Annotated in this window: 24 protein-coding genes; 9 read left to right on the top strand and 15 right to left on the bottom strand. The window is 70.0% G+C overall.

Annotated features, from left to right (window positions below; genetic code table 11):
* Positions 1–54 precede the first annotated feature (54 nt).
* From ACIO5E_RS33320 to ACIO5E_RS33305, 4 genes are all read right to left on the bottom strand, one after another.
* Entirely contained in the window at positions 55–1,320 is a 1,266-nt protein-coding gene (locus ACIO5E_RS33320) for a cytochrome P450 (RefSeq protein WP_400675183.1), read from the bottom strand.
* Entirely contained in the window at positions 1,310–2,362 is a 1,053-nt protein-coding gene (locus tag ACIO5E_RS33315; RefSeq protein WP_400675180.1) for a cytochrome P450, read from the bottom strand. Before ACIO5E_RS33315 ends, ACIO5E_RS33320 begins: the two co-directional genes overlap by 11 nt.
* Positions 2,363–2,494: 132 nt before the next feature.
* Positions 2,495–2,575, bottom strand: a complete 81-nt coding sequence (locus tag ACIO5E_RS33310; protein ID WP_355252482.1) for a tryptorubin family RiPP precursor — start codon at positions 2,573–2,575, stop codon at positions 2,495–2,497.
* A gap of 570 nt (positions 2,576–3,145) precedes the next feature.
* Positions 3,146–3,832 carry a PAS domain-containing protein gene (locus ACIO5E_RS33305; RefSeq protein WP_400675177.1) on the bottom strand — a complete coding sequence of 229 codons (687 nt, stop codon included), beginning with the start codon at positions 3,830–3,832 and terminating at the stop codon, positions 3,146–3,148.
* A 197-nt stretch (positions 3,833–4,029) separates the two neighbouring features.
* Here ACIO5E_RS33305 and ACIO5E_RS33300 point away from each other — a divergent pair, with 197 nt between their 5' ends.
* From ACIO5E_RS33300 to ACIO5E_RS33290, 3 genes are all read left to right on the top strand, one after another.
* On the top strand, positions 4,030–7,179 hold the full coding sequence (locus tag ACIO5E_RS33300; RefSeq protein WP_400675174.1) for a bifunctional cytochrome P450/NADPH--P450 reductase: 3,150 nt from the start codon (positions 4,030–4,032) through the stop codon (positions 7,177–7,179).
* A gap of 723 nt (positions 7,180–7,902) precedes the next feature.
* On the top strand, positions 7,903–8,571 hold the full coding sequence (locus tag ACIO5E_RS33295) for a class I SAM-dependent methyltransferase (protein ID WP_400675171.1): 669 nt from the start codon (positions 7,903–7,905) through the stop codon (positions 8,569–8,571).
* A gap of 248 nt (positions 8,572–8,819) precedes the next feature.
* A complete protein-coding gene (locus ACIO5E_RS33290) occupies positions 8,820–9,338 on the top strand; it encodes an NUDIX domain-containing protein (RefSeq protein ID WP_400675168.1) in 519 nt (172 codons plus the stop codon).
* Positions 9,339–9,409: 71 nt separating this feature from the next.
* Here the strand turns inward: ACIO5E_RS33290 and ACIO5E_RS33285 are convergent, their stop codons facing one another.
* The 11 genes from ACIO5E_RS33285 to ACIO5E_RS33235 all read right to left on the bottom strand — a co-directional run bounded on the left by ACIO5E_RS33285 (position 9,410) and on the right by ACIO5E_RS33235 (position 19,563).
* Positions 9,410–9,652 carry a DUF6191 domain-containing protein gene (locus tag ACIO5E_RS33285; RefSeq protein ID WP_400675335.1) on the bottom strand — a complete coding sequence of 81 codons (243 nt, stop codon included), beginning with the start codon at positions 9,650–9,652 and terminating at the stop codon, positions 9,410–9,412.
* 201 nt (positions 9,653–9,853) lie between these two features.
* The gene (locus tag ACIO5E_RS33280; RefSeq protein WP_400675166.1) at positions 9,854–11,137 is read right to left on the bottom strand and encodes a DegT/DnrJ/EryC1/StrS family aminotransferase; all 1,284 of its coding nucleotides are present in this window, start codon (positions 11,135–11,137) and stop codon (positions 9,854–9,856) included.
* 8 nt (positions 11,138–11,145) lie between these two features.
* Entirely contained in the window at positions 11,146–11,814 is a 669-nt protein-coding gene (locus tag ACIO5E_RS33275; protein WP_400675163.1) for an AAA family ATPase, read from the bottom strand.
* On the bottom strand, positions 11,811–12,908 hold the full coding sequence (locus tag ACIO5E_RS33270) for a hypothetical protein (protein WP_400675160.1): 1,098 nt from the start codon (positions 12,906–12,908) through the stop codon (positions 11,811–11,813). Before ACIO5E_RS33270 ends, ACIO5E_RS33275 begins: the two co-directional genes overlap by 4 nt.
* Positions 12,902–14,134 (bottom strand): methionine adenosyltransferase, encoded by a 1,233-nt coding sequence (locus ACIO5E_RS33265; protein WP_400675158.1) that lies wholly within the window; start codon positions 14,132–14,134, stop codon positions 12,902–12,904. Before ACIO5E_RS33265 ends, ACIO5E_RS33270 begins: the two co-directional genes overlap by 7 nt.
* 159 nt (positions 14,135–14,293) lie before the next feature.
* Positions 14,294–15,076, bottom strand: a complete 783-nt coding sequence (locus tag ACIO5E_RS33260; RefSeq protein WP_400675155.1) for a hypothetical protein — start codon at positions 15,074–15,076, stop codon at positions 14,294–14,296.
* Positions 15,077–15,342: 266 nt separating this feature from the next.
* On the bottom strand, positions 15,343–16,263 hold the full coding sequence (locus ACIO5E_RS33255; protein WP_400675153.1) for a phosphotransferase: 921 nt from the start codon (positions 16,261–16,263) through the stop codon (positions 15,343–15,345).
* Positions 16,264–16,436: 173 nt separating this feature from the next.
* On the bottom strand, positions 16,437–16,682 hold the full coding sequence (locus tag ACIO5E_RS33250; protein WP_400675150.1) for a phosphopantetheine-binding protein: 246 nt from the start codon (positions 16,680–16,682) through the stop codon (positions 16,437–16,439).
* A gap of 1 nt (position 16,683) precedes the next feature.
* Positions 16,684–17,838 (bottom strand): inositol-3-phosphate synthase, encoded by a 1,155-nt coding sequence (locus ACIO5E_RS33245; protein ID WP_400675149.1) that lies wholly within the window; start codon positions 17,836–17,838, stop codon positions 16,684–16,686.
* A gap of 128 nt (positions 17,839–17,966) precedes the next feature.
* The gene (locus ACIO5E_RS33240; RefSeq protein WP_400675146.1) at positions 17,967–18,773 is read right to left on the bottom strand and encodes a histidinol-phosphatase; all 807 of its coding nucleotides are present in this window, start codon (positions 18,771–18,773) and stop codon (positions 17,967–17,969) included.
* Between the two features lie 10 nt (positions 18,774–18,783).
* Positions 18,784–19,563 carry an SDR family NAD(P)-dependent oxidoreductase gene (locus ACIO5E_RS33235; RefSeq protein WP_400675144.1) on the bottom strand — a complete coding sequence of 260 codons (780 nt, stop codon included), beginning with the start codon at positions 19,561–19,563 and terminating at the stop codon, positions 18,784–18,786.
* Here ACIO5E_RS33235 and ACIO5E_RS33230 point away from each other — a divergent pair.
* The 6 genes from ACIO5E_RS33230 (at position 19,447) to ACIO5E_RS33205 (ending at position 25,666) form a co-directional block, all read left to right on the top strand.
* The gene (locus tag ACIO5E_RS33230; RefSeq protein WP_400675143.1) at positions 19,447–20,640 is read left to right on the top strand and encodes a class I SAM-dependent methyltransferase; all 1,194 of its coding nucleotides are present in this window, start codon (positions 19,447–19,449) and stop codon (positions 20,638–20,640) included. The genes ACIO5E_RS33235 and ACIO5E_RS33230 overlap by 117 nt on opposite strands.
* A 9-nt stretch (positions 20,641–20,649) precedes the next feature.
* A complete protein-coding gene (locus tag ACIO5E_RS33225) occupies positions 20,650–21,585 on the top strand; it encodes an HAD family hydrolase (protein WP_400675141.1) in 936 nt (311 codons plus the stop codon).
* Between the two features lie 74 nt (positions 21,586–21,659).
* Positions 21,660–22,181, top strand: a complete 522-nt coding sequence (locus ACIO5E_RS33220) for an NUDIX hydrolase (RefSeq protein WP_400675139.1) — start codon at positions 21,660–21,662, stop codon at positions 22,179–22,181.
* A 169-nt stretch (positions 22,182–22,350) separates the two neighbouring features.
* Positions 22,351–23,130 (top strand): transketolase, encoded by a 780-nt coding sequence (locus ACIO5E_RS33215; protein ID WP_400675137.1) that lies wholly within the window; start codon positions 22,351–22,353, stop codon positions 23,128–23,130.
* The gene (locus ACIO5E_RS33210) at positions 23,127–24,815 is read left to right on the top strand and encodes a transketolase C-terminal domain-containing protein (RefSeq protein ID WP_400675135.1); all 1,689 of its coding nucleotides are present in this window, start codon (positions 23,127–23,129) and stop codon (positions 24,813–24,815) included. Before ACIO5E_RS33215 ends, ACIO5E_RS33210 begins: the two co-directional genes overlap by 4 nt.
* Positions 24,812–25,666: a phytanoyl-CoA dioxygenase family protein gene (locus ACIO5E_RS33205; RefSeq protein ID WP_400675133.1), complete on the top strand. Its 855-nt coding sequence runs from the start codon at positions 24,812–24,814 to the stop codon at positions 25,664–25,666. The genes ACIO5E_RS33210 and ACIO5E_RS33205 overlap by 4 nt, the downstream gene beginning before the upstream one ends.
* Positions 25,667–25,741: the final 75 nt, after the last annotated feature.

Below are 25,741 nucleotides of genomic sequence, written 5' to 3'. Positions count from 1 at the left end.
GCGCACGGTACCGCCGGAGCGCCCGCGCGCTCCGGCGGTACCCGCCCGCCGTCGTCAGTGCAGCAGCACCCGCAGGCTGAGCAGTCCCCGGTGCCTTGGGTTCTCCTGCCACTGCGCGGCCGCGGCCGGTTCGGCCAGGCGCAGGGCCGGGAAGCGGCGCAGCAGTTCGCTGAACGCGACCTCGGCCTGTAGCCGGCCCAGCTGTGCGCCGAGGCAATGGTGGATGCCGTGGCCGAACGCGAGGTGTCGGGTGGCGTCCGGGCGGGTGATGTCGAAGCGGTCGGGGTCGGCGAAGACGGCCGGGTCGCGGTTGGCGGCGAGCAGCGCGATCTGGACGAACTCGCCGGTCGGGATCGTGGTGCCCGCGATGGTCACCGGCTCGGTCGTGCGGCGTAGCGAGGCGACGCTGAACGGGCTCTCGTAGCGCAGGACTTCCTCGATCGCGCCGGGAAGTAGCTCCGGATTCGCACGCAGCGCCGCGAGTTGCTCGGTGTGGCCGAGCAGCGCGTGGATGCCGTTCGCGATCAGGTTGACGGTGCTCTGGTGGCCGGCGATCGCGAGCAGGAACGCCATCGAGGTGATCTCGGCCTCGGTCAGCCGGTCGCCGTCCGCCTGGGCGGCGAGCAGTTCGGAGATCAGGTCGTCGCCCGGGTGGGTGCGCTTGTGGTCGACCAGGGCGCGCAGGTAGTCCGCCATGCCTTCGGCAGTCTCCACCGAGACCTCGCCGTCCGCCTCGCCGTCGTCCTCCGGGCCGGCGTCGACCGCGTTGCCCCGGACTTGGAGGTTCTCCCGTTCGGCCTGCGGCGCGCCGAACAGCTCGAAGACCACCGCGAGTGGCAGCGGCAGCGCGAACTCGCTGATCAGCTCGGCCGAGTCGAGCCCGTCCAGCCGGTCCAGCAGTGCGCCGACGTGGCGCTCGACCATCGGTCGTAGGGTCGCCACCTGCCGCCCGGTGTAAGCCTGTTGGACTAGCTTGCGAAGTCGGGTGTGCTCCGGGGGGTCGGAGTTGAGCATATGCGTCATCAGGTCGCGGCCCGGGCCGCCCTCGGAGTTCCCGACGTGTTGGGCGAACGCCTCGGTGACGGCCTTCTTGCTCAGCCGGGGGTCGGCGAGGGCGGCCCGGCACTCGGCGTGGCCGGTGACGACCCAGCCTTCGAGTCCGGCCGCGCCGCCGAACCGGACCTTGCGGGCGCCGCCCGCGGTGCGCCAGCGGCGGTACGCGGCGTGCGGGTCGGCGTAGAACCGGCCGTCGGCGAACTCCGAGTCGGTAGCGCTGTGTTCGGTATCCCCGTGTTCGGTGTGCAGGTGATCAGCGTGCATCGCGTGCCTTCAGGACACGGATCTCGCTGACGCCGAGCAGACCGAGCAGTGGCACCTTGGCGGTCCGCTGCTCGGGGTCGACGACCAGGCCGGCTGCCCGGATCTGGTCCAGCAGCAGTTCGGCGAGCGGCATCACCATGTGCCGGCCCCAGCAGCGTTCGGAGGAGTGCCCGAACGGCAGGTAACCGGGAGTGCTGTCCGGGTCGAGGTGGTCCCAGCGCTCCGGGCGGAACTCGTCCGGGTCCTCCCACAGTGCCGGGTCGCGATGTGAGAGCAGCGGCAGGACGAGGATGTCGTCGCCCGCGCCGATCCGCGGATCGAGCGCGGGGTACTCGGGCGATGCGCGGCGCAGGATGTTCCACGACGGCGGCAGCAGGCGCAGTGACTCGAAGATGATGTTCCGGTTCGGCGTGCTGTCGTCGAACGGCGAGCCGAGCCAGAGCGCGTTCGCGACCAGGGTGGAGATGGTGAAGCAGACGGGTGCGGCGGCTCGGCGGTACATGCCCAGCGCGTACCGTCGGTCCTGGTAGTTGGCCGCCTTCGCGGTGAGCTTGCCGAGTTCGGTGAGGTCGTCGCCGGGCTTGGGCCTACCGGGCAGTGCGGCGCCGGCCGAGATCACCAACCAGGTGAGCAGTGGCGTCAGTTCGAGGTTGCGGCTCATCAGGATCCGCAGCCGGCGCGGGTCCCGGCCGAGGATGAGGTCGCGCAGGAAGAGGTGTCCGGTGAGCGGCCACGGACCGGACAGGTCGATGTTCTGCGGCAGCGGGGCCTTCAGCGCCTCGCGCACGTCGCTGCCGATCGTCCGTGTCACCGAGGACGCCTCGGTGCGGGTGATCGAACGTCCGTGCAGCGGTTTGAATGTGGGCCGTTCGATCTCGGTGGCGCGCCGGGCGGCGAGGATCCGGTCGGTGAGCTCGGGCCCGGCGACCCCGATCGTGTCGGGTTCGAGCCGGACGGCGTCCTTGCCTAGATGGTCCCTGAGCAGGGCCTCAAGTCGGGGGGAGAGCACGGTGTTTCGCGAACGGGCGGGGGAGAGTGCCATGTGATGTCTCCGAGACTTTGCCGGGGCCGGTCTCCGCCCCCGCCCCGGGCCCGATCTCTCGGCGGAGGCCGTGAGGGGGCAGGGGCGGGGGCGGATCAGCTGTTCAGGTACCGGAGGTACCGATCAGCCGGCTTAGTACCAGACGTACCAAGCGCTGGCCTTCAGGCTCTTCTTGGCGAAGGACGCGTCACGGATGGCGAACAGGATCTTCATCTTTGGGTCTCCCTTTCGTTACCAGGTGGCTGAGTGAACGTAAGGCCACTCTGCAGTTGCCCTACACACGTATCCACGTAGCCGGGTCCCCATCAGGTTCACCTCTGGGGGCGGCTCTTGTCGAGGGGCTTGGGGACATGGGGGGTTTGCTGGCGTATTTCCTGATTCTTCTCCTGCGGCGGTGTGACCGCTGGGCCGGCGGGCAGCCGCCGTACGGGTACCGGATCGTGGACCGGCCCGGTGGTGGCCGCACCCTGGAGCCGGACCCGGTGACTTCCGAGGCCGTCCGGCTACATGGGCCAGCTCCTGGGACCGACGCTGCCGCGGACGTCCTCGCAAGCCGGGCTTCGAACGCAGGCCTCGCGCCCCCCAATAGCTGGCCGGTCTACGAGCTGGCCGGTCTACGGCCGCGAGACCGACGGCCTGCCAGCGGCTCCCTGGACGTGGGACGACATCGTCCCCCAAGGCGAGGGGTAGCCTCCCGCGACACGTGCGGGCGAGTCGAGGCGCCACTGCTGCCGGTGGAGCGGAACCTCAGCCGTGTGCGGCCCGGGTTCCTTGGGTCCGCGGTCATCCTGATGGTAGGTCGGCCGAACTCGGGCTGGGTGGCCAGACGTCCGGGGCGAGCACACCTGTGATGTACGCGCGGGCCACCAGGGCGGTGCGGTTGGGGACGTGCCAGCGGCGGGTCAGGCTGGTCAGGTGGTAGTTGACGCCGGCGGCGGTCAGGCCGACCTCCCCGGCGATCTGGGCCGTGGTGGCACCCCGGGCCGCCGCGGCGAGGATGCGTGCTTCGATCGGGCTGACCCGCTCGGGTGGACGGGCGGTCGGCGCGGCGGTCGATCGTTCCAGGACGCGCAGCCAGAGCAGCAGTTTCGGTCCCTCGTCCGGCAGGTCGCTGACCGGCTCGATGGTCAGCTCGCCCTGGCGTTCGGCGCCGTCGGCGGCGGTCCACAGCACCTCGATCGGGTACTGGGAGCGGCGGTGCAGCCGGACGGCCTCCACCACCGGGCGCAGTGGCCTGTTGCCCTGCGGCCGGAGCAGATCCAGGATCTTGCGTCCGCTCAATTGCCCGGGCAGTACGCCCAGTTCGGTGCCCATTGCCCGATTGACGACCATGATGTGTCCGGCCGCCTCGCACACCGCGATCGGCAGCGGCAGGTGGTCGAACAACTGCAGGAACCGGTTGCGCCAGAGGATCGCGAGCTCGCGCGGGTCGTCCGGGAGCGCCGCCCTGGGTGTCAGATCGTGATCCACAACGCACTCCGCTCCGTGGCGCATGCCACATCTGACGTCGTGAAGGCAAGATCGCAGCCGCTGCCGATACTAGACAATCCTATAGTTCGGCGGGTCGGAGAGCCGCCCTGGGAGGCCCAGAGTGGAGAGCGGCCGCAGACGGATCCACCCGTCCGTGCGGCACCGGCGATTCACTACTGCGGAAGGCAACCCGCGTCATGACCGAGACACTGCTACCCCCGCATGCCGTCAGCACCGACGGCCCAATCCCCGTGGTGGACCTCTCCGAGGCCGGCCCGGCCGCCATGTCGACGCTGCGCGCCATGGAGCTGGCCCGGCAGTACGGGCCGGCCTTCGTCCTGCGCGTGCACGGGATCGACGTCCTGATGGTCAGCAGCCTGGACCTGGTCACCGAGCTGGCGGATGAGGAGCGGTTCGCCAAGGCGGTGGGGCTGGGCCAGCAGAACGTTCGGGAGTTCACCGGGGACGGCCTGTTCACCGCCTACAACCACGAGCCCAACTGGCGCAAGGCCCACGACATCCTGATGCCGGCCTTCGCCCTCGGCTCGATGCGCACCTACCACCCGGTGATGCTGCGGGTCGCCCGCCGCCTGATCGAGTCCTGGGACCGCCAGGCAGCCGCCGGTGAGGCCGTGGACGTGTCCGGCGACATGACCCGAATGACCCTGGACACCATCGGACTGGCCGGGTTCGGCTTCGACTTCGGCTCCTTCGAGCGCGCCGAGCCGCACCCGTTCGTCGAGGCCATGGTGCGCTGCCTGGAATGGGCGATGACCCGGATGGTCCGGATCCCCGGCGTCGACTACTCCGAGCGGGACGAGGCGTTCCGGGCCGACGCCGACTATCTCGCCTCGGTGGTCGACGAGGTGATCGCCGCCCGGACCAAGGGGGAGGGGCGGGGCCGGGCCGAGGACCTGCTTGGTCTGATGCTCGAAGCCACACACCCGGTGGACGACACCACGCTGGACGCGGAGAACATCCGCAAGCAGGTGATCACCTTCCTGATCGCCGGCCATGAGACCACCTCCGGCATGCTCGCCTTCGCCCTGTACCACCTGGCCAAGCACCCGGCCGCGCTCCGGCTGCTCCAGCAGGAGGTGGACGGGCTGTGGGGCGACCAGGCCGATCCGGAGCCGTCGTACGAGGACATCGGCCGCCTGCGCTACACCCGCCAGGTGCTCCTCGAGTCGCTGCGCCTGTGGCCGACCGCTCCGGGGTTCAACCGGGGGGCCCACGAGGACACCCTGCTCGGCGGCCGGATCCCGCTGCGCGCCGGACAGCCCGTGATGGTGGTGACCCCGATGCTGCACCGCGACCCGGTCTGGGGCGACAACCCGGAACTGTTCGACCCCGCCCGGTTCGACCCGGAGGTCGAAGCGGCCCGCTCCCTGCATGCCTTCAAGCCCTTCGGCACCGGCGAACGCGCCTGCATCGGACGGCAGTTCGCCCTGCACGAGGCCACCATGCTGCTCGCCATGCTGGCCCACCGCTACCGGCTCATCGACCACACCGACTACCAGCTCAGCATCAAGCAGACCCTCACCATCAAGCCCGACGACTTCACCCTCACCCTGGCCCGACGCACGCCCGTGGTACGCCCTCTCACAAGCGCCCAGGCCGGACCGACCGACGGCGCGCTGCCCGCCCGGGTCCGCCAGGGCACCGGACTGCTGCTCCTGCACGGCTCCAACTACGGCACCTGCCGAGAGTTCACCCGGCAACTCGCCGACGCGGCCACCGAACTCGGCTGCGACACCGCCGTCGCCCCGCTCGACGCGCACACGGGCACGCTGCCCACCGACCGGACCGTGGTGGTCACCGCGGCCTCGTACAATGGCCAGCCCACCGACGACGCGGCGGACTTCGTCCGGTGGCTGGAGACCGCGGGCGAGGGCGCCACGGACGGGGTGAGCTACGCGGTGCTCGGCGTCGGCGACCGCAACTGGGCCGCCACCTACCAGCGCATCCCCACCCTGATCGACGAGCGGTTGGCCGCCCTCGGCGGCACCCGGCTGCTGGAGCGGGCCGAGGCGGACGCCTCCGGCGACCTGGCGGGCACGGTGAAGGCGTTCACCGCCGCGCTGCGCACCGTCCTGCTGGAGCGCCACGGCGAGCCGGGCAGCACCGCCGCCGTACCCGAGGCCGAAGGGTACCGGGTCACCGAGATCACCGGCGGCCCGCTGGACGCGCTGGCGGCCCGGCACGGCATGACCGCGATGACCGTCAGCTCGGTCGACAGCCTGACCGACCCGGCCTACCCGAGGGTCAAGCGCCTGGTCCGGCTGGCGCTGCCGGACGGCCAGACCTACCGCACCGCCGACCACCTCACCGTGCTCCCCGCCAACGACCCCGTTCTGGTCGCACGCGCCGCCCGGGTGCTGGGCGTCGACCCGGGCACCGTGCTCAACATCGTCGCGCCCCGCAGTACCGGCCTGGCCGTCGACCGGCCGCTCACCGTACGGGAGTTGCTCACCCACCACGTCGAGCTGCAGGACCGCCCGACCGCCGACCAGCTGGCCGCCCTGGCCGAGTTCAACCCCTGTCCGCCCGAGCGGGCCGCGCTGCGGGCCGTCCCCGCCGACGATCCCCGGACACTGCTCGACCTCATCGAGGACCACCCCGCCCTGCGCGAGACGCTGACCTGGCCCGTGCTTCTGGAACTGCTGCCCCCGATCCGGCCGCGCCACTACTCGGTGTCATCCTCACCGGCCACCGACCCGCGCCGGATCGACCTGATGGTCTCGCTGCTCGAGGCTCCCGCCCGCTCGGGCCGGGGCACGTACCGGGGTACCGGCTCCGGCCACCTCGGGCGGATCCGGCCCGGCGACACCGTCTTCGCCCGGATCCAGCCGTGCCGCGAGGCGTCCCGGATCGACCACCGCACCCCGGTGATCATGATTGCCGCCGGCACCGGTCTGGCCCCGTTCCGGGGCGCCATCGCGGACCGCCGCGCACTGCTCGCCTCCGGCGCGGAACTGGCCCCCGCCCTGTGCTACTTCGGCTGCGACCGCCCGGACGCCGACTACCTGCACGCGGACGAGCTGCGCGCCGCCGAGCTGACGGGGGCGGTCTCGATGCGCCCGGTGTTCAGCGAGGTCCCGGTGAACGGGCTGCGCTTCGTGCAGCACCGGATCGCGGCCGAGGGCGCGGAGCTGTGGCAGCTGCTGCAGGCCGGGGCCGAGGTGTACGTCTGCGGGGACGGCGCACGGATGGCACCCGGCGTGCGCGGTGCCTTCCAGGCACTCTACCTGGACCACACGCCTGCCACGGACGAGGCTGCCGCTGGGAAGTGGCTTCAAGAACTGGTCCGGCAGGGCAAGTACGTCGAGGACGTTTACGCCGGCTGACGGCCGATGCTCAGGGGTTCGAGGACAGAGCCCCGGGTCCCTGAAACCGGGTGCCCTGGCCGGGTCGGCCAGGGCACCCGCATGCATGGTCGGGCCAAGCCCTTATCGCCGGCGAACTGCCCGACGAGTAGGTACGGGTCGGTCGCAAGGCGACACTGGGGCACCAGCTCCGCAGGTTCAGAGGGCGGCTCCGCTCCATAGATGCCTGCTGATCACGGTTTGGGCCAGCCGCTCGGGACAAGCTCGGCCCAACATGCTGACTTGATAGGGCAGTACCAGGAGCTGAGGGGTGGGATGGCTTCGCGGATGAGCGTGACTGTTTGTGTCGGGGTGAGTCGGCCGTGGTCGGAGCCGAAGTCCGGGTCGCGGATGAAGATCCAGGACCGGTACTGCCAGGGCTTGAGCGCGTGTCCAGATGCAGGCCCGTCTCGCGGGCGATGTGCGCATTGGGGCGCCCGCGGGCTGTGTGCAGCACGATCGCGGCCCGCTGCCGGACCTGGTACGCGGTCTTGTGGCCGTAGGCCGCCTTCTTCAACCGCTCACGTTCAGCGTTGGTCAGGACGATCGGACGGGCGAGGGCAACAGGCATGGCAAGCAGGCCGATCGGGAGAAGTGGATCACCGGGACCGCAGTCTGCCGTGCCCGTGCCGGGACTCGTCGGGCAGGATGACCGTCATACCCACGCCCCCGGATGCCACAAGGCCACCGTCCTATTGTTGACTGATGCGCGCACACCATATTGACCGCCCAGCCGATCTCGACGTCGTCCGTGAGTCCTATGACCAGGTGGCCGACAACTACGCCCACATGGTGGTGACGACGGGCATGGGTGACATCCGTCGCCATCCCTGGCTCAAGGCGTCGATCGACGCCTTCGCCGACAGCGTGGGCGAGCTCGGGCCCGTCCTCGACGTCGGTTGCGGCCCCGGCACGGTGACCGGTTACCTCGCCGAACGCGGGCTCGACGTATCCGGGGTGGACCTCTCTCCCCGCATGATCGAGAACGCGCGCCGTCTTCATCCGCAATGCCGCTTCAGCGTCGCCTCCGCCACCGAGCTCGACCTCGGTGAAGCCTCCCTCGGCGGCGTGCTCGGGTGGTGGTCACTGTTCAACCTCCCCCGCGATGTCCTTCCACAGGTCCTCGCCCATTTCGCGCACGCCCTGAAGCCGGGCGGGCACTTCATCGCCGCCACACACGTCGGTGACGAGGATGTGGTGCGCACCGAGGCCTACGGAGGAGTGCCCGTTCGTTGGACCACGCACAAGTGGCGGCCGGAACAGCTCGTGGACCTGACCGAGCAGGCCGGACTACACCCGGTCGCCGAACTCCGGCTCCCTGCGGATGAGCAGACCGGGCCGGGCGTGGTCGTCATGGCCAAGCGCCCCGTCTGAGGACCCCAGGCCCCCGAGGCGGCACGCCCTGGACTGCGTCTGCTCCCTCTACCTCGCAGCCCCCGACATCTGACTAGCTCCACCCGACGCCGCCTCCGGAGTCAACCCCCGAAGGACTTCCGGAGGCGACCACTAAGGACTGGGGTACCCAGTGCCCGCACGCCGTGGCGGGTTTCCCGGGTGTGCTCTGGTTCGGGTGGGTGAAGATGGTGGCGAGCCGTAGGGGTCCAGCGAGGATGGGAGCGCGCGTGAGTGAGAAGGCGAAGGCTGTTGCGGCCGGGCACGCGGAGGTACGGCCGGGGCACGTGCGGGCGGTGTGGCCGATGGCGGCGGGTGCGCTGATCCGGGACAGGCTGGGGCGGGTGTTGCTGGTGAAGCCGACCTACCACGCGGACCGGTGGCTGATGGCCGGTGGCGGGATGGACCGGGACGGGCTGAGCCCGAGGCAGACGCTGGCCCGGGAGGTGCGGGAGGAGCTGGGGCTTGACCTTCCGGTGGGTCGGCTGCTGGTGGTCGATTGGATCCCCGAGGAGGGACGGATTTTCGAGGAGACGATCTACGTCTTCGACTGCGGGGTGCTGGACGAGGATGCGCAGGCTGCGGTGCGGCTGCCTGCGGACGAGTTGGCCGGGTTCGGGTTCTTCGAGGTGGATGAGGCCTGCAATCGGCTGGCGGGGCACGACGCCCGTCGGCTGCGGGAGGCGTACGCGGTGCTGGAGCGCGGGACGGGCCCGGAGTACCTGGAGTCAGGGCGCGTCCCGCGCTGAGCGGTGCCTGTCCCAGGGTCTGTTTCAGAAGTGAATCTTGCAGTGAGGGGATCGCGCATGTTGCGGCGCGGCTACCTCTGCTGTTGAACGACTGCGGTGCCGCCGTCCAAGTCGATACCCATGCGAGGCGGGGCGCCGGCGTAGTCGTCGTCCCGCATGACCAGTTGAGTCCGCCGCTGCTCGATTTGCACGCGCTTGTTGGCATTGAAGAAGGCGTGCAACTCCTCGGTCGCGGTGGCGCCAAGGCCGTGCCCGCTGCTCCGCGTTCGAGTGGTCAGGCGGCGGCATAACCATCCCGGACGGCCGGATCGCACCACGAGATGCCGGATTGAGGCCAGTGTGGTGGGGCATGGACATGCCTGGCGATCCGCGAAATCGCTGGGATATCACCGTTGCCGCCAGGTCGGACCGGCGCCCACCAGTGACACGGCCCAGCCGACCATGGGCCGTGAGTGCGTCGGGCTACGTCATGACCCCGCTGCTTCAGTGCTGTTCAGATCTTCCGGACCGGGTGCTCAGCGCGACTCGTATGCCCGGAGCACATGAGCCTGCGAGGCCACCTTGGCCAGCCCCTCGGCCCAGAGTCGCACGTGGCTGCGGATGTCGGTCGAGTACACCGGCAGACGCAGGGCGCGCTCCACGTAGCGCAGCGAGCCGGGGAACTCCTCCGCTCGGTAGTGCCGGTAGCCGCTGTCCGCACCGACGTGCGGCGCGAAGGTCTCGGAATGCCAGCTGGGGTCAGTGAAAACGGGCTGGCAGTGCAGTGGCGCCGAGCGCGGCCTCGACAGCGGCACCCCCTCCGCGACCGCCGCGCGCACGAACAATTCGGCGGGCAGACCGTCCAGTTCTTCCGGAACGTACAGCGGTTGGTAGCTGTAGTGGCCGAGCTCGTCCATGTAGGGCTCGCGGACCGGCGGACGGAGACCAGGGATGTCGGTCAGCAGCCTGTCCAGGAGGTCGTGGTTCGCCTTGCGGTCGCGCAGTGTCTCGGGGAGTGCCCGCAGGGAGCCTCGGGCCAGGGCCGCGCCGACCGGATGCATACGCAGATTGTGGCCGAACCCTGTGCTCGCGAATCGGGCGTACTCGTCACTCGTCACGGCTTGTTCGGCGCGATCCAGGAAGTGCCCCAGCATCACGGCCCGTTCGTACACGCGCTGGTCGCCGGTGAGCAGAATGCCACCCGTTCCGGCGCTGACCGTCTTCTTCGCCTGCAGGCTGAACGCGGCTGCGTCACCGAAGGAGCCCACGTGCGCCCCGGCGCAGACCGCACCATGCGCCTGCGAGCAGTCCTCGACGACAGCGAGTCCGTGCCGCCGAGCGAACTCCGTCACCGCCGGCATGTCGGCGGGCACGCCGTTGAGATGGGTGACGACGACGGCCCTGGTCCGGGTGGTGAGTTGGCGTTCCAGGTCGGCCGGATCGAGGTTCCCCGTCCACTCGTCGACGTCGACGAGAACGGGCACGGCGTTCACGGCGAACAATGGCATCACGGTGGCGAGGAAGGTGTAGGTGGGTGCGAGTACCTCGTCGCCAGGTGCGAGGCCGATCCCGAAGAACGCCGAGTACAGCGCTGACGTACCGGAATTGACGGCGAGCGCGTGCGGTGCTCCGACCAGCTGTCGGAAGTCGTTTTCCAGCTCGCGCACCTGACCCTCGTCGCCGACATAGGCGCCTTCGCCCCGGCGGAGCATCGCCGTGACGAGGGCCAGGTCCTCCTCCGCGGGCGGCCTCGGCTGCGGGTGCGGCAGTCTGCTTGTCGTGGGGGTGCCGCCGAGCAGCGCCAATGTGGTGGTGGGCAAGGGCGGCATCACGGTCTCCTAGCGGGTGGGAGGGGGCCGGTCCCGTCCGGAGCCGGCGGTTCGGAAGGAGGGGATGCCAGGGTCTCCCCGGCCGCCCCAGGTGCTGCGGGACGGACCGGGTGCGTGCCGAGCAACTCGGTGAGCGCGGCTTCCGCCGAGTGAGTGCGGACCGTGCGCGCCCCGCGGGCGGCGAGGCGGGCCAGCAGCGACTGGTTGACGGCGGTGACGTCCCGGTGGCTGCGCACGGTCCACACCAGCAGCCCCAGGGCACTGCCGAGGGTCTCCCGGTTGCCGTTCCACAGACCCGAGCGGGTGACCAGACGGCGCAGCGTACGGCGTGCCACTCGCCGCAGGGCCACACCGAGTGGGACGTCCAGCCAGATGACGGTGTCGGCACGCGAGGCCAGCGCCGGGTGCGCATCGTGGTACTGCCCGTCGACTATCCACGTCTCTCCCGCTGCCAGTTCGGTCGCCGCGGCGCGGAACCGGTCGCTGTCGGCGCGGGTCCACCCGTGGTGCCAGAAGTACGCGTCCAGCTCGTGGTGGGGGCAGGCGAGCCGCTCGGCGAGCCGCCGGCCCAGGGTGGTCTTGCCCGCACCGGGCGGCCCGAGCAGCCAGATTCGTTGCGGCACCGGCATCGGGCCGGGGAGGTCCAGGCCCTCCGGGTCGGGGGTCACGCCGCGGTCCCCGTGTCCCCGTGCGGCCGGCCGGTCGGCGGGGACTCCAGCAGGCGCAGCAGTATGTGCTCGCTCTCCTCCACGGTCAGGTCCTCGGTGACGTCGAAGAGGTGCCCTCCGCCGCCGTACTCCACCACCGGGTTGTCGGCGAGCGCCGACAACCCGTGCTCGTCCGCCCCGGCGGCCAGCAGTCTCCTGCCCAACGCCGTGTCCGCGAGGGGCATCGGCGACCAGTCGTCGGTGAAGTACCTCTGGACGGTGAACATCGCTTCGACCGGTCCGGGGGACAGGTGGACACCGTTGAGCCGCGTGCAGACCCTCCATTCGCTGAAGGTGGAACGGTCCTGGTAGAGCATGTGCTTGACCGAGCCGGGCTGCGCCTCGGCCGGGTCGGTCGCGCCGATCACTTCGCGTCGCACCAGTCCGGTGGGCCGGTGCGTCGTGCAGGTCAGGAAGGCGACCGCACCGCCGGGCTGCTGAAAGTGGGCCAACTGGAGGGGGTGGAAGGCGTTGAGCACCACGAGCCTTTCCCCGTCGAGCAGGAGTTCCGTCGCGTAGACCCCGGCCGCGGCCTTGGCCACCGGCAGATTGCGGGCGAACGCGTCCAGGGCCGTCGCCGTCAGGTCGGGGCGCCGCGCGAGCAGTTGATGGCCGCCGAGAATTCGGGCGTGTACGGCATCCGGGGACGAGATGTCCTGCGCGTACCGCTCGGCGAGCCGGTGCCGGGCGTTGGGCGGCAGGGCGTCGAGCCCGTGGGTGGAGACGCGGTTGAGTACGGCGTAGTGGTGCTCCACCACGCGCCGTGCGGTGAGTTCGGCCGCACCGACCACCCGGACGGCGCCCAGCCGCAGCCTGCCGGTTGTCAGCCGGTCCAGCACCCGGCCCAACAGTCCGCCGTCGCCGTCCGAGGCGTCTGCGAACGCTTCCGAGAGCAGTTCCGGTTTCAGCATCAGCAGGAACTGGCCGCCGTCGTCCGGGTCCGGTGGAGTGTAGCGGCGGACCCAGGCAGAACCCGCGGCGGCTGCGCGGTCCGTGGTGATCGCGTCGACCGCCGCGAGAAGGTCGGCGACGAGCGAACGGTGCGCTGTTACCACATCGTCACCCCGGTGACGATGATCTCGCGGGTCAGCTCGTCGGTGCTGCCCAGCGTGTCGTCCACGGTCTTGCGGACAAGGTCCTCCTCGGCCGGGTCCTGCGACAGTCCGTGCACCCGGACCACCACCTCGTCGGGCCGGTTCAGCGGGGCTTCCTTGGAGGTGAAGATGTGCGTCTCGACCGGCTTGCCGAGCAGATCGTGCAGCCGGACTGCGAGCTGCCTCGCCAGGACGCCGTACAGCTTGCCGGTGTGGTCGAGCGGGTTCTTGCCGGCCGGTGCCTCGATGCTCATCGAGCGCATCGGTGTGATCAGCCCTGTCACCCGGTTGCCCCGGCCGACCGCGCCGACGTCGCCGGTGTCCGCGACCGAACCCAGTGCGGTGAGGTAGGGCAGGCCGTTGCGGTCCGTGGGGTTGACCATGAGCGTCGGCGCGACGCCCACGCTCTCGGTGAGCAGGGTGAGAATCTCGGCCCGGCAGGCCTCCTTGCGCTCCAGGTAGTGGGCGAAGGACGTGATCCGGCTTGCCAGGAACGGCATGTTCACAACGAAGTTGAACGACCCGCCGCTGCGGCTGCCGAACACCTTGACGTCCCAGCCTGTGTCCGCGTTGCGGCTCTTGAAATCGGCCCCGTTGATGAATCGCTCCACGTCCAGCACCGCCTGTTCCAAGCGGCTGAAGGGCGCGTACGCGTGCAGGAGGTTGGTGTCGTTGGACACCAGGCCGGGGTCTCCGATGGCGATCAGGTCGTCCGCGGACTCCGGGCGGTAGCGGGAGTTGCGGCGCCCCGCACCCTGGTGGTCCACGATCCGGCATTCGATGACGAGGTGGCGGTCGGCGTCGAAGCCGGTGCTCACCGCGTCGAGGACCTCGGCGGCTGCCTGACGCAGGATCTGTTCCAGGGGGATGGGCCGGTCACCGCACTGGTAGGCGCCCTTGCCGGCGAAGAGCACGGTGTAAGGGTTGGTCAGCTCGCCCCGGCCGTATTCCAGGTGGGCTTCTCCGCCGAAGATCATCACCTTGTCGAACCAGTGGTGCGCCACCCGGCCGAAGTGCTCGAGGCAGTACTGGGAGTAGAGCTGGGAGGCGCGCTCCGCGATGGCGTCGCACATCGTGTCGGGGTGCCCGACGCCCTTGCGCTCCACCAGTTCGTAGGGCAGTTCCTCGATCTGTTGGGCGTGGTCGGCGTAGACCGAGACGCTGTGCGGAGTGGTGGCTGCGGACATGGCTGCTCCTCATTCGGGCGGGCCGGACGGCCTTGTTCGGGATCGGGGGACGGATCGCTGACGGAGTGCTCTCAGCCGCGGCGTTCTGCACGCGGTGCGTGGAGAAGGGGCTCGCGGACTGGACGAGGGCTGTGTCACGGGTCGGGGACGGAGCGGCCCTCAGCTCCAGATGCTTCTCAGGTGCCGGGCTCCGGTGGGCAGGTCGGCGAAGGACTGGACCAGCTCGAATCCCGGAACGTCGGCGGCGATGGCCCGCCATGCCTCCTCCGCGTCAGCGAGCGGAGGGCGCGGGAAGTGAGGCAGCAGGAAATCGGCCTGCTTGACCACCTGGACGGGCCGCTCCTGCCGCAGGCGCTCCGCCGTCCGGGCGGGTGTCAGCTCTCGCAGTGCGGTGTCACCTGCCTCGGGGGTGAACCGTGGGAACACCAGCCCGGTGAGCGCTGCCGACGGGCGTACAGCGGACGATCCCAGCAGACTCGCCAGCTCGGAGGGCAGCAGCATGACCGGGTGCGCTTCCCCGGCCTGCTCCTGCGGGCCTGCCGTGCGGGCCGGATGGGCGGACCACGAGGGCAGCTGGACCCCCAGAGCGGTGAAGGTGTCGGACCTCACGGAGACCGACCTCGGCCAGCCGTGCCCGGTCCATCCGGCCCCGGAACGGGAGACACTGAGGTCGTCATTGCCGACGAAGGCGGCACCGGCGAGCATCGCCGCCATGACGGTGGAGGTCTTCCCCGCGCGCTTGGGCCCGATCACGGCGATGCCTCGGCCGGCGTCGCCGACGCCCGGTGGACTCGCCACCATCGCGGCGTGCAGGAAGAGCTCCCCGGGCCGCATCGCCCGCTGCAGGCGCAGCAGGATTCTCACGTACCGAGCGGCGAGGTGTGCGGCGAACTCGGGGGCGGACGAGGGGTCGAGGACCAGGCGGCGCCTGTCGTGGTCCACTCCGAGTGTGGCCGTGGGCTCTGTCGGGGTGGCGATCGTCACGCGTTCGAGCCCGGCTGTGTCGGCTCGTCCGTCCGTTGTGTGGTGGATCGACCATGTGTCTCCCGGCTGGTCCGGTATGCCCGATGAGGTGACGAACGGTGCCAGTCGGGTCGCCGTGTCGCTGACGAGGCGCGCGGATCCCGTCAGGTCCACCCTCGCGCCGGGGACGGAAAGGCGGACCGCCGTCCGCTCGTGGCCGTCCCGGCACGGGCTGCGAACGGCGGTCATGGCCCGCTCGCCCTTGCCAGGCGCGGGACCACCGGTGCGAGCAGACGGCGGGCGCGGCGGGCGCCGCCGACCGTCCAGTGGACGTACCAGTCGAGGTGCTGGGGGGCGGTGTGCGCCATGCGGCGGAGTCGTTCGGGGGTGGGCACGAAGTACAGCTCCAGGAGAGGGGTGAGCACCGCGGCCTCACGGTCCTCCAGCGGCTGCCCGCCGACGATGTCCGCCACCACGGTGGCGGCGCGATCCGCGTCGATGTCCAGGCTTCCGCGCGTCACACGGCCGAGGAACAGTGCCGCCTTGGCCAGGTCGTACGCACGGGGTCGCAGCTGGACGCCGTCCCAGTCCAGGAGCGCGCACAGTGCGCCCGCCTCGTCGAAGAGCAGATTGGAGCCGGCGATCTCACCGTGGGTGAGAACGGTGGGCAGGGTGTCGTACCCGGCACCGTCCAGCTCGGCGAGAGCCCGTCGGTGGACGGCGCGCCAGGTGGACAGGGCGTCCGCCCGCTCCGGCGACGTGAGCACGTCCGCGAGCACACGGTCGAGGTCGTCCCAGTGCTTTTCCTCGGCGGTGAGCCAGAACGTGGTCTCGTCACCCGGACACGTCGGTGCGTCTTCGAAAGCCGTCACCGGCAGCCGGTGCAGCGTGCCCAGCGCCCGTGTGGTCTGCTCCATGTGGCCGGGCAGGTCCGCGGCGAACGGCCGTCCCTCCAGGTAGGGGCGCAGCTGCCACTGCCGGCCGTGACGGTGCATCATCCGGGCGCCGTCGTGGGTCGGCACCGGCAGCGGGACGGGGAGTCCGGCCCCGGCGGCCAGTTCACCGGCTGCCACCTGGAAGTCGAGCCATGCGGCTGTGGCGGGCTGGCCCAGCGCCTTGAGGACGAAGACACCCTGGTCGGTGTGCATGCGCCAAAGGTCGTTCATGCTTTCGCGCCACAGCCGCTCGGAGTGAGAGGCACGAAGGCCCCAACCGGCGAGGAGGGCCAACGGGCCGGGATCGCCGGAGGCGCAGGGCTGCCAGCCGGTCCCGCCCGCCGGCCGGGCCGCGTCGGACACCGGGGCGGAGACGGGCGGATGCCCGGCCGAGACCTCGGCAGTCACGCCGAGACCTTCGCCTGGACGAGGTCGGTGACGACCGCCAGGGAGGCAAAGTTCTCGAACGACAGCTCGTCGTCCTCGAAGGCTATGGCGAAGGCGTCCTCCAGGTTGAGGGTGAATTCCACGCTGAGGAGCGAATCGAGCCCGTGATCGACGAGCGGTTCGTCGTCGCCGAACGTGACAGCGGTGCCCAGCAGCCGCTCCAGCTCGGTGCGGATGATGTCCTGCACGATCTTCCGGTCCATGTCAGGCAGTCCTCACGAGAGAGTGGTTGTCGAACGAAGCGGTGAAGGGCAGTGGCTCTCGGACGTCGCCGGACTCCGTCCCCACGGCGCTGACGAACGCGCGGAAGCCTGCGAGCGCCTGCGGCTCCGACATGCCCTCGCGGGGGCTCTTGAAGAGGAAGGCGCAGACCGGGTCCACCACACCGGCGAGACCCCTGTCGGCCGCGGCCTTCGCCACGCGGACGGCGCTGGCGACCACGGCCGCCGCGTTCGGGCTGTCCTCGACCTCCAGCCGCACCTCCATGGCGACGGGCGCGCCGATGATGTTCTCGGCCTCGATGCGCAGGAAGCACACCTTGCGGTCGCCGAGGTGCTTCACATAGCCATTGGGTCCGGCGGCCACGTCGGTCGCGTCGATCCCCGCGTTGGTGAGGGCGCGGCGCTTCGAGACCTGCTTGCTGGCCGACCGCGTGGGGTCCGAGAGGTTGAGGAAGTCCGTGTTGCCGCCAACGTTGAGTTGATAGGTGTCCTTGACCGTGAGTCCGCGGCCGATGAGCAGGTCGAGCAGCGCGGTGTGCAGGGTGGTCGCCCCGAAGTGGCTGCGCAGGTCGTCGCCGAGCACGGGGGTCCCGTTGGCCTCGAAGAGGGCGGCGAGGTCGGCATCATTGGTGACCGCTTCCGGCGTGGCGTTGACGAACGCCGTACCGGCCGCGGCGCACGCCCGCGCATAGGCCTGCACCGCGTCGGTGGCCCCCGTCGGCAGGAAGCACACCAGCACGTCGGTGGCCGTCCTGCGCAGCTCGGCGGTCACGTCCTCGACCGTGGCCGCCTGCGCGGCAGGCGCGACCTCGATCACGTCCGCCAGCCGTCCGGCGATGCCGTCCAGTGCCGGACCCGGAAGGACCAGCACGCCGGTGTCGGCCACCTGGACGTGCTGGACGGCCACGGTGGGCCGCTGGCGCAGGGCGTCGGCGAGGTCCCGTCCGATCTTGTTCGCGTCCGCCTCGAAGGCCGCCACGAACGTCAGGTCGGACAGGTGGTAGCCCCCGATCCGGTCGTACATCACGCCCGGCTGCCCCTCGTCGGAGGAGTGGGAGGACGCGGCCACCGCCTGGACGAAGCTCGACGCGCACGAGCCGACGCCGGCGAGCGCGACCCTGACGTTGCGTTTGGTCATCAGACACCTCACGATGAGTGCGAAAGCAGAGTTCTTTGGATTTCCGCCGGTGTTCCCTGGCGGTTACGGGGTTTTCCGCCCGGGTGCTGCCGGTCCGCCCGTCGTGCCCGTGGTCGTTCCGGGCCCGCTCACAGGGGGACCGGGTGGGGTTCCCGGCGCTCGACGACGTACCACTCTCGATAGCCGAGTTCCCGCAGGTGGCGGCGGACCTCGTGGAACTGCTCCCCGACGCGTTCGGGATCGTGGGCGTCAGAACCGAAGGTCAGCGGTATGTCGTGCTCCCGCAGCCGCCTGAGCAGACGGTCACTGGGATACCAGCCGCCGCACCGCTTGGTGCTTCCCGAGGTGTTGACCTCCACCACGACACCGGATTCGGCGATGGCCTCGACCATGCGATCCTCGGCTGACGTCGCCACGTCGTCCAGCCGCGGGTAATTGCCCCGCAGGGCGTCGATGTGGCCGAGGATGTCGAACATCCCCGACCGGGCGGAGGCCGCGACGAGGTCGCAGTACCGCTCCTTCTCCGCGAGCAAGAATTCCTCGGTTGCCCCGGCCCATCGGTCCTGGTGGAAGATGTCCGTTTCCCCCACGACGTGCACCGAGCCGATGACGTGGTCCAACTGGAGGTCCGCGTATGTCTCTGCGTAGATGCGCGCGTGTTGCGGGAAGAAATCCGATTCCACCCCGATGAGCAGCCGGATGCGGCCGCGGTACTCCTCGCGCAGCCGGGCTGCTTCCGCCAGGTACGCTCCGAACTCCGACCTGGCCATGGCCACCCATGGCTTGTGGTGGTCCGCGTCCTCCGCGAAGAAGGGCGAGTGGTCGGAGAACCCCAGTGTGTCCAGGCCGGCCGCCAGCGCCGCCTCCACGTAGTCCCGCAGTTCCCCGCGGGCGTGGCCGCAACGACGGTGATGGGTGTGCAGGTCGAAGATCAACGCGCTCACCTCACATCGCCGTGTAGCCGGCGTCGACCATCAGGTTCTCGCCGGTGATGTAACTGGCCTCGTCCGAGAGCAGGAAGGCGACAGCGGACGCGATCTCCTCGGGGTCCGCTGTGCGACCCAGCATGTGCCGGCCACCGATCTCAGGGTCCGCGTCCGCCTGAGCGCGATCCATCCCGAGTTGCTCGCGGTGAAAGCGTTCGTTGTTCTTGTTCCAGACCGTGCCGGGATTGACCGCGTTGACGCGGATGCCGTCGGACGCCAGATCCATCGCCATGCAGCGGGTCATGTTGGCCACCGCCGCCTTGGTCGCGTTGTACGTCAGGTATCCAGGCTGCGCGATGTGCCCGGATATCGAGGCGATGTTGACCACGGACCCCGCGCCACGCGCTCGCATGTGCGGTGCGGCGTGCTTCACGCACAGCGCCTGGCCCATGATGTTGACGTCCATGATCCGGCGCCACTCCTCGACCGTGGCCTCCAGGCCGCGCATGATGAACACCGCGGCACAGTTCACCAGCTGGTCGACGCCGCCGAAATGCTGGACAGCCTTTTCGATCATGCCCCGGACGGACTCCTCGTCGGACACGTCGGTGGGGACAAAGAGAGCGGCAGGTCGGCCCGCTGACTCGTCGACCTCCTGAACGGCCGACTTTCCGAATTCCGCATGGGAGTCGGCGATCACCACCTTCCCGCCCTCTTGAACGACCCTGTCGACCACCGCACGCCCAATTCCCTGCGCGCCGCCGGTCACAATGACGGTCTTTCCCGCAAGTCCTCGCATTCTTCACTCCCAAGTACCTTGTCCGAGCGGCGTGATGAACAGCCCCGGTCTCCGGGCACGTCCGGCCAGGCGGTTACCGGACAACACCCTGCTTCTTATGGCGTGCAGCCTGTCACGGGGGTGCTGGGTATAAAAGTAACGAAATCTCGTGACGCCCTGCGGCGCGTACCGCTCCGCATCGCCCACTACAATCGACCGCACCGCAATTCATCCGCAAGCCGTCCGCTGCGATGTCCTCACCCTGTCACTCAAGGTCGAAGACCACGGGCCCTTCCTCAGAAGTTACACAGACCGTCAAAGCCTTTTCAGCCAATAATGCGAGGGACTTCCATGGAAACACCCCGGCTGATTCCCACCCCGTCCACTGCATCATCGAAGCCCGACGTCCGGCCGAACGAGGCGAGCCAGACAGCCCGCGACCGCCTGGTGTACCGGGACATCTGGGCTCAGGAGGGAATCCGTCCGCCCTCCGACACGGCGCGCGCGCTGATCGACGCGCTGACTCCCTCGGCTCACGGACGGCGGCCCCACCTGGCGGACCTGGGATGCGGCGCAGGCCGACACGCCCTACACGCCGCGCGCCAGAGCCTGCGCGTGACCGCGGTCGACCACAGCACCCACGCCGTCGCCGCGCTCCGGGGCGCGATCGACGAGGAGCAGCTCGACTGCGAGGTCATACAGGGGGACGCGTTCGCCTGGCTGCGCGAGCTGCCGCCGGCCACGCTCGACGCCGTCATCTGCTTCGACTCGGTCCACCACAGCAGCGCCGACCCCGAGCGCATCGCGGAGACGCTCGCTCAGCTCGGCAGCCGGACTCGAGTGGGTGGCTCGGTGTTGGTCACTCTCCTGTGCGACATCACGTACTCCACCGGCGAACGCCCACCGGGCCGGCTACTCGTCGGCGTCGAGGACGGCGTCGCCTTGCTGGACAGGGCGCTGGGTGGCCACCGGCTGCTCACCGACCGGCGCAAGCCGGTACGGGTGGCCCGGACCACCAGCATCTCGCCGTCGACCGGACGACCGGTGCCGGCCAGCTACGGTGCGACGCGCGTCCTGCGCTGGTACCGGATCGTCTGAGCCGCTCGCATGGTCGTCGCCGCAGCCGAGTCACCACCCGCCGTGCGCTTCGCGGCATTCGATCTCGACGGCACGCTGCTCGACGCGCGCGGCCGGTTACGGCCACGGCTGTCCGACCGCCTCGCCGAACTCACCGCGAGCGGCCTTGCACCGCTGGTGGTCAGCGGCCGGGCGGTCCGCTCCTTCCGCGAGCTCGCGCTGGCCGGACTTCCGTCGTCCTTGCTTGAGGACGAGGTGCTGCTGGGCGACGGCGCCGTGGTGTTCCGGCGGTCGACAGGTCGGGTCACGGCACTGCGGTGGTTGCCGGCGGGCACGGTGCGCGCCCTTCTCTCCACCGGCGCGCGTGACCTCGTGGCCGAGGTCGGCGGCGAACTCGTCGCCTCGTCCCGGCGCGCGGCCCTGCTGTACACGCGCATGTACGCGCTGGCCCGTTCCGTCGTCATGGTGGACGTCGAGCCGTCCCACGCACCCGGGCAGGTGACGGCGATCACGGTGTTCGACGCACCTGAGGACCTCGCCCGCCCGCTCGCGGAGCAGCACGACACCGACCGCATCGGCCCGTTCGCCGCCTTGCAGGTCCGTCCTCGCGGGACCTGCAAGGCGACCGGACTCGCGGCCCATCTCGCGGGCCGGCCGGGGCACCCCGGTCTGGACGCGGTGGCTGCCTTCGGTGATGCGTTCAACGACGCCTGCCTGCTGGCCTCGTGCCGGCTGGGGGTGGCGGTGGAGGGGGCGGACGAGACCTCCGCCCGCAGTGCTCACGTCTGCCTCGACGAACCCCTCGCGGACTTCCTGTCCGACTTCGACCCCGACCGTGCGGCCTGTTTGTCAGGGGCCGTCGTCTCCGGTCGATTCGCCGCCACGCCGTGTTCGGGGGCTCACCGCAGACCGACGTCGGAGAGCGCTCACCCCCCGGATCAGGACCCGTGGCCCGGACGTTCCTGAGGACGGCGCCCCACGTTCCTGGGCATGTCCCGCGGGACGTGATCGTCAGGACTCCGAAGGAAAGGAACTCGAAAGTGCACGAGAGAACGGCACATGACGCACATGCCGAACCAGAGGAGGCAGAGCTCGTCCTACGGCCCACGGTGCGGGTGCTGCTGCTCGACGAAGCTGACCGCCTGCTGCTCTTCTCCAGCCAGGACGAGAGCGACGGGCACACGTTCTGGTACCCGGCCGGCGGGGGTGTGGAGGACGGTGAGACCTACGAGCAGGCCGGAGAACGCGAGGTCGCGGAGGAGACCGGGCTGACCGGACTCGTCCCGAGGACGGAGGTGTGGCGGCGCCGCAAGATCGGGTCCATGGGGGGCGTCACCTACCTCTTCCACGAACGCTACTACCTGGCCCGCGTCCCCTCCTTCGACATCAGCACCGACGGCTTCACCGAGAACGAGCGCGCCTCCATCGTCGGGCACCGCTGGTGGTCGCTGGACGAACTCGGCTCGACGGCGGACCGGTTGGTCCCCGACGGCCTGTACCCGAGGCTCGTCGAGCTGCTCACCGACGGTGTCCCCGCCGAGCCGATCGACCTGATCCCATGACCTGTCCCCGAATCCCGCCACCCAACCGCGGCGAGAGGACACCTCGCCGGTCCATGGCGCCTCGCGTGGTGTTCGGACAGGGCACCAGGCCGTCCCGACGGGCGGTGCCGGCCGGGGGTTCACGTCCCACCCGCATCGGACCCGAACCGCGCAGAAAGGAAGCAGTGGTGTGACCACTCCACAGGACATCCGGCGCTCGATGATCAAGATGATCGCGCAGGCCGAAAGTGCCCACATCGGCGGGAACCTCTCGGCGGTGGAGATCGTGCACACCCTCTACACGAGGGTGCTGAACGTCGACCCCGAACGGCCCGACTGGGACGGCCGGGACCGGTTCGTCTGTAAGGGCACCGCGTCCGCCCTTCTCTACACGGTCCTGGCCGACCGCGGGTTCTTCCCCTCCGAGCGCCTGGCGGCCTACAAGACCGACGGGGGTCTGTTCCCGGTCACCGAACGCTCGGAGCTGCTGCCGGGCGTCGAGGCTTCCACCACGTCCATGGGACGCAGCCTCTCTCTGGGCATAGGAATGGCGCTGGCGGCGCAGTCGGTGGACCTCCCCTACCAGGTGTACGTCCTGGCTGGTGACGGTGAGTGCCAGGAGGGCCAGGTATGGGAGGCAGCGACGCTGGCCCCCGCACTGGGACTGGACAATCTCACACTGATCGTCGATCACAACGGCTTCCAGGCGTTCTCGTCGTCCGAGGCGCTGATGCCGCGGTCCGGCACTTCCGGGCGTTTCGCCGCCTTCGGCTGGGACGCCGACGATGTCGACGGACACGACTGCGACGCGCTTGCGGACGTCCTGCTGCGGCCCAAGACCGGCCCCCGCTGCGTAGTCGCCCACACGGTCAAGGGAAGGGGACTGACCTTCATGGAGAACGACGTGTCCTGGCACGGCCGAAGGATCACCAGGCGCGAACTCGCGCAGGCTCTGCGGGAGCTGCGGTGACCGCCCCTGTGATGCCCGCCGCGGAGTCGTCGAAGCCGACCCGCCCGGCGGCCGGGGCCCCGGAGGACGAAGGCGTCAGCAAGCTGTTCGGGCGTTTCATCACCGACCGGGCCGCCGTGGACAAGGACCTCTACTACATCACCGCGGACAGCATGTCCGAGACGGATCCCTTCCCGAAGCGGTATCCGGACCGCTTCGTCAACGTGGGGATGGCCGAGCAGAACGCCGTGTCCATCGGCTCGGGACTGGCCCAGTCCGGCAAGAACGTCTATCTGTCGAACATCAGCACCTTCCTGCTGTACAGGCCCTTCGATCAGATCCGGCTCGACGCGGCCCATGCGAACACGCGGTTGCGGCTGATAGGCACGAGTGCCGGCTACAGCCGCGCGATGTACGGCAACGCCCACATCTCCGTCGAGGACATCGCGATCCTCCGCGCCCTGCCCAACATGACCGTGGTCGCGCCCGGCGACCGCACCGAACTCCTCGACCTGCTGGCCGAGATCGATGAGCTGCCGGGACCCGCGTACGTCCGCCTCCCGATCGAGAGTGCGGTGCTGCCTGTCCTCCACCCGGAGGGGACCCGGATCAGGCTCGGCCGGTCCGCGGTACTGCGCGACGGCGAACTCGGCACGCTGATCGCCACCGGTCACGCGCTGGAGCAGGCGGTCGCCTGGGTGGACGACTGGCGCCGGCATGGCTTCGCCGTACGGCTCGTCAGCATGCCGTCCATCAAACCGCTGGACACGGAGATGGTGACGGAACTCGTCGCGGAGGGGCGGCCCATCGTCACCTTCGAGGAGCATTCGATCATCGGGGGGCTGGGCAGCGCGGTCGCCGAGGCGGTCGCGGAGGCGGAGGGCGGCGTGCCCTTTCGCCGGGTCGGGCTTCCGGACCGATACCCCGGCAGGCCCGGGAGCGCGGAATACCTCAAGCAGGTCCTCGGGGTACCCGGCTCCGACCAGGTACTGGCCTGGTTCCTGGACGCACAGGGTGTTCGGCGGCCGAGCCGCGCGAAGACCGGCGCTCTGTTCCGCAGCGAGGAGGCCCACGCTCGGCCCCGCGCCGGGGCAGAGGAGGTGTCGTTCTGGCGCGACCTCGTCCGCCGGCACGGCCCCGACGTCCTCCACCTGGTTGCCGGAAACAGGCGGATCAGCATTCCCTCGGCGAGGGACGGGGACGACGTCACCGGGGTCAACGTCGTCCCCGCCCCCCCGCCGAGTGCGGCAGAGCGGCGGGAGCCCGGACCTCCCCTGAACCTGCGCGAAGCCGACATGTGCGACTTCGCCCTGGGACGGCGGTTCGGCCTCGTCCTGCTGCCGGGCGGCTCGGTCGGCCACCTCCTGACCGACAGCGACATCGCGGCCTGCTTCGCACGGGTCCGCGAGCACCTCACCGCCGACGGCGTCTTCGCCTTCGACATGGTGAACCCTGCGGGCGTCCCGCCGCATGAGGTCCCGGCCGGTCAGGTACCGGTGGACGGGACGGACCACCGCCGGGAGTGTGCCGAACGTGCCGGGCAGGTGACCGAGCACTGCCGGACGCTCGACCCGGAGCAGGTCGAGCGGCTCCTGGCGGACGCCGGGTTCACCGTCGTCCGGCGGTACGGAGGTTTCGAAGGCGAGCCGTGGAGCACGGGCGCCCCCCATCTGGTCCTGGTCTGCAGCAGAGAGGAGCACCGATGACCGACGCACAAGTGGAGGCCTTTCGGACGGATGGCTATGTCCGTATCCCCGGCCTGTTCTCCCCCGCCGAGGTGGCGCCGGCCCTGGCCGCTCTCGAGGAGCTCAGGGAGACCGTCCTCGCCAGTCCCGAGAGCCATGCCGTCCGGTACAGCTCGCGCCCGCCGGGCCCCATCGACGTGTGGGGCGTCAGCAACATCATGAATCCCGAGCTGTACGACGACCGGCTCGCCGAGACTCTCGCCCATCCGGGCCTGCTGGGCTTTGTGCAGGAGGTACTGGGCCCCCGCCTGCGGTTCTGGACCGCGCACGCGCTCTGGTCACCCAAGGCGGTGGACTACGAGCTGAATTGGCACAAGGACAACGACGAGCACGAGTACTACGAGGCGACGGGCCGCCCCACCCACGTACAGTTCAACGTCTGCCTCACCGCGGACGACGCCTTCCGCGTGGTGCCCGGTTCACACCGCAGACCGCTCACCGACGCCGAGCGCGACGAGATCGACCGTCTGGGCAGCGGGAAACTGCCGGGAGAGGTGCTGGTGGCGTGTGAGGCGGGCGACGTCCTCTTCTTCAACCACCACGCGGTGCACCGAGGTTCCTGCGAGAACGGCGGCCCCCGCCGGACTCTCCACATGAACCTTCAGGCCGCGGACGAACCGATGGGCGGCCAGACCTCATGGAAATTCATGCGCGATCCCGGCTATCTCGAAACGGTCCATCCGACGCTGCGGGAAATGATGCTCCGCACTATCGAGTGGGACGATGCACACCCCATCTCCCGGGCCGAAGCAAAGCGCCGACTGAGGTCCAAGCGGGATATTCTGGCCCGTGACGCGAAGGGCGTGCGATAAACATCGTACCCGATGCGCATGTCACGAACTCGCGTGACTGGCATGGGCGGGAGCAGCGTTGATAGTTTCTTCCTG

Origin of the sequence: Kitasatospora sp. NPDC087314 (assembly GCF_044744365.1) — a bacterium.
In the GTDB taxonomy this organism is placed as follows: domain Bacteria; phylum Actinomycetota; class Actinomycetes; order Streptomycetales; family Streptomycetaceae; genus Kitasatospora.
This window is presented reverse-complemented; position numbering and strand designations above follow the sequence as displayed.

What these genes read in the sequence shown, in the direction of transcription:
- ACIO5E_RS33320 (WP_400675183.1), bottom strand. Translation starts at nt 1,320, where the DNA reads ATGCACGCTGATCACCTGCACACCGAACACGGGGATACCGAACACAGC.
- ACIO5E_RS33315 (WP_400675180.1), bottom strand. Translation starts at nt 2,362, where the DNA reads ATGGCACTCTCCCCCGCCCGTTCGCGAAACACCGTGCTCTCCCCCCGA.
- ACIO5E_RS33310 (WP_355252482.1), bottom strand. Translation starts at nt 2,575, where the DNA reads ATGAAGATCCTGTTCGCCATCCGTGACGCGTCCTTCGCCAAGAAGAGC.
- ACIO5E_RS33300 (WP_400675174.1), top strand. Translation starts at nt 4,030, where the DNA reads ATGACCGAGACACTGCTACCCCCGCATGCCGTCAGCACCGACGGCCCA.
- ACIO5E_RS33295 (WP_400675171.1), top strand. Translation starts at nt 7,903, where the DNA reads ATGCGCGCACACCATATTGACCGCCCAGCCGATCTCGACGTCGTCCGT.
- ACIO5E_RS33265 (WP_400675158.1), bottom strand. Translation starts at nt 14,134, where the DNA reads ATGTCCGCAGCCACCACTCCGCACAGCGTCTCGGTCTACGCCGACCAC.
- ACIO5E_RS33255 (WP_400675153.1), bottom strand. Translation starts at nt 16,263, where the DNA reads ATGAACGACCTTTGGCGCATGCACACCGACCAGGGTGTCTTCGTCCTC.
- ACIO5E_RS33250 (WP_400675150.1), bottom strand. Translation starts at nt 16,682, where the DNA reads ATGGACCGGAAGATCGTGCAGGACATCATCCGCACCGAGCTGGAGCGG.
- ACIO5E_RS33245 (WP_400675149.1), bottom strand. Translation starts at nt 17,838, where the DNA reads ATGACCAAACGCAACGTCAGGGTCGCGCTCGCCGGCGTCGGCTCGTGC.
- ACIO5E_RS33230 (WP_400675143.1), top strand. Translation starts at nt 19,447, where the DNA reads ATGGGAGTCGGCGATCACCACCTTCCCGCCCTCTTGAACGACCCTGTC.
- ACIO5E_RS33235 (WP_400675144.1), bottom strand. Translation starts at nt 19,563, where the DNA reads ATGCGAGGACTTGCGGGAAAGACCGTCATTGTGACCGGCGGCGCGCAG.
- ACIO5E_RS33225 (WP_400675141.1), top strand. Translation starts at nt 20,650, where the DNA reads ATGGTCGTCGCCGCAGCCGAGTCACCACCCGCCGTGCGCTTCGCGGCA.
- ACIO5E_RS33205 (WP_400675133.1), top strand. Translation starts at nt 24,812, where the DNA reads ATGACCGACGCACAAGTGGAGGCCTTTCGGACGGATGGCTATGTCCGT.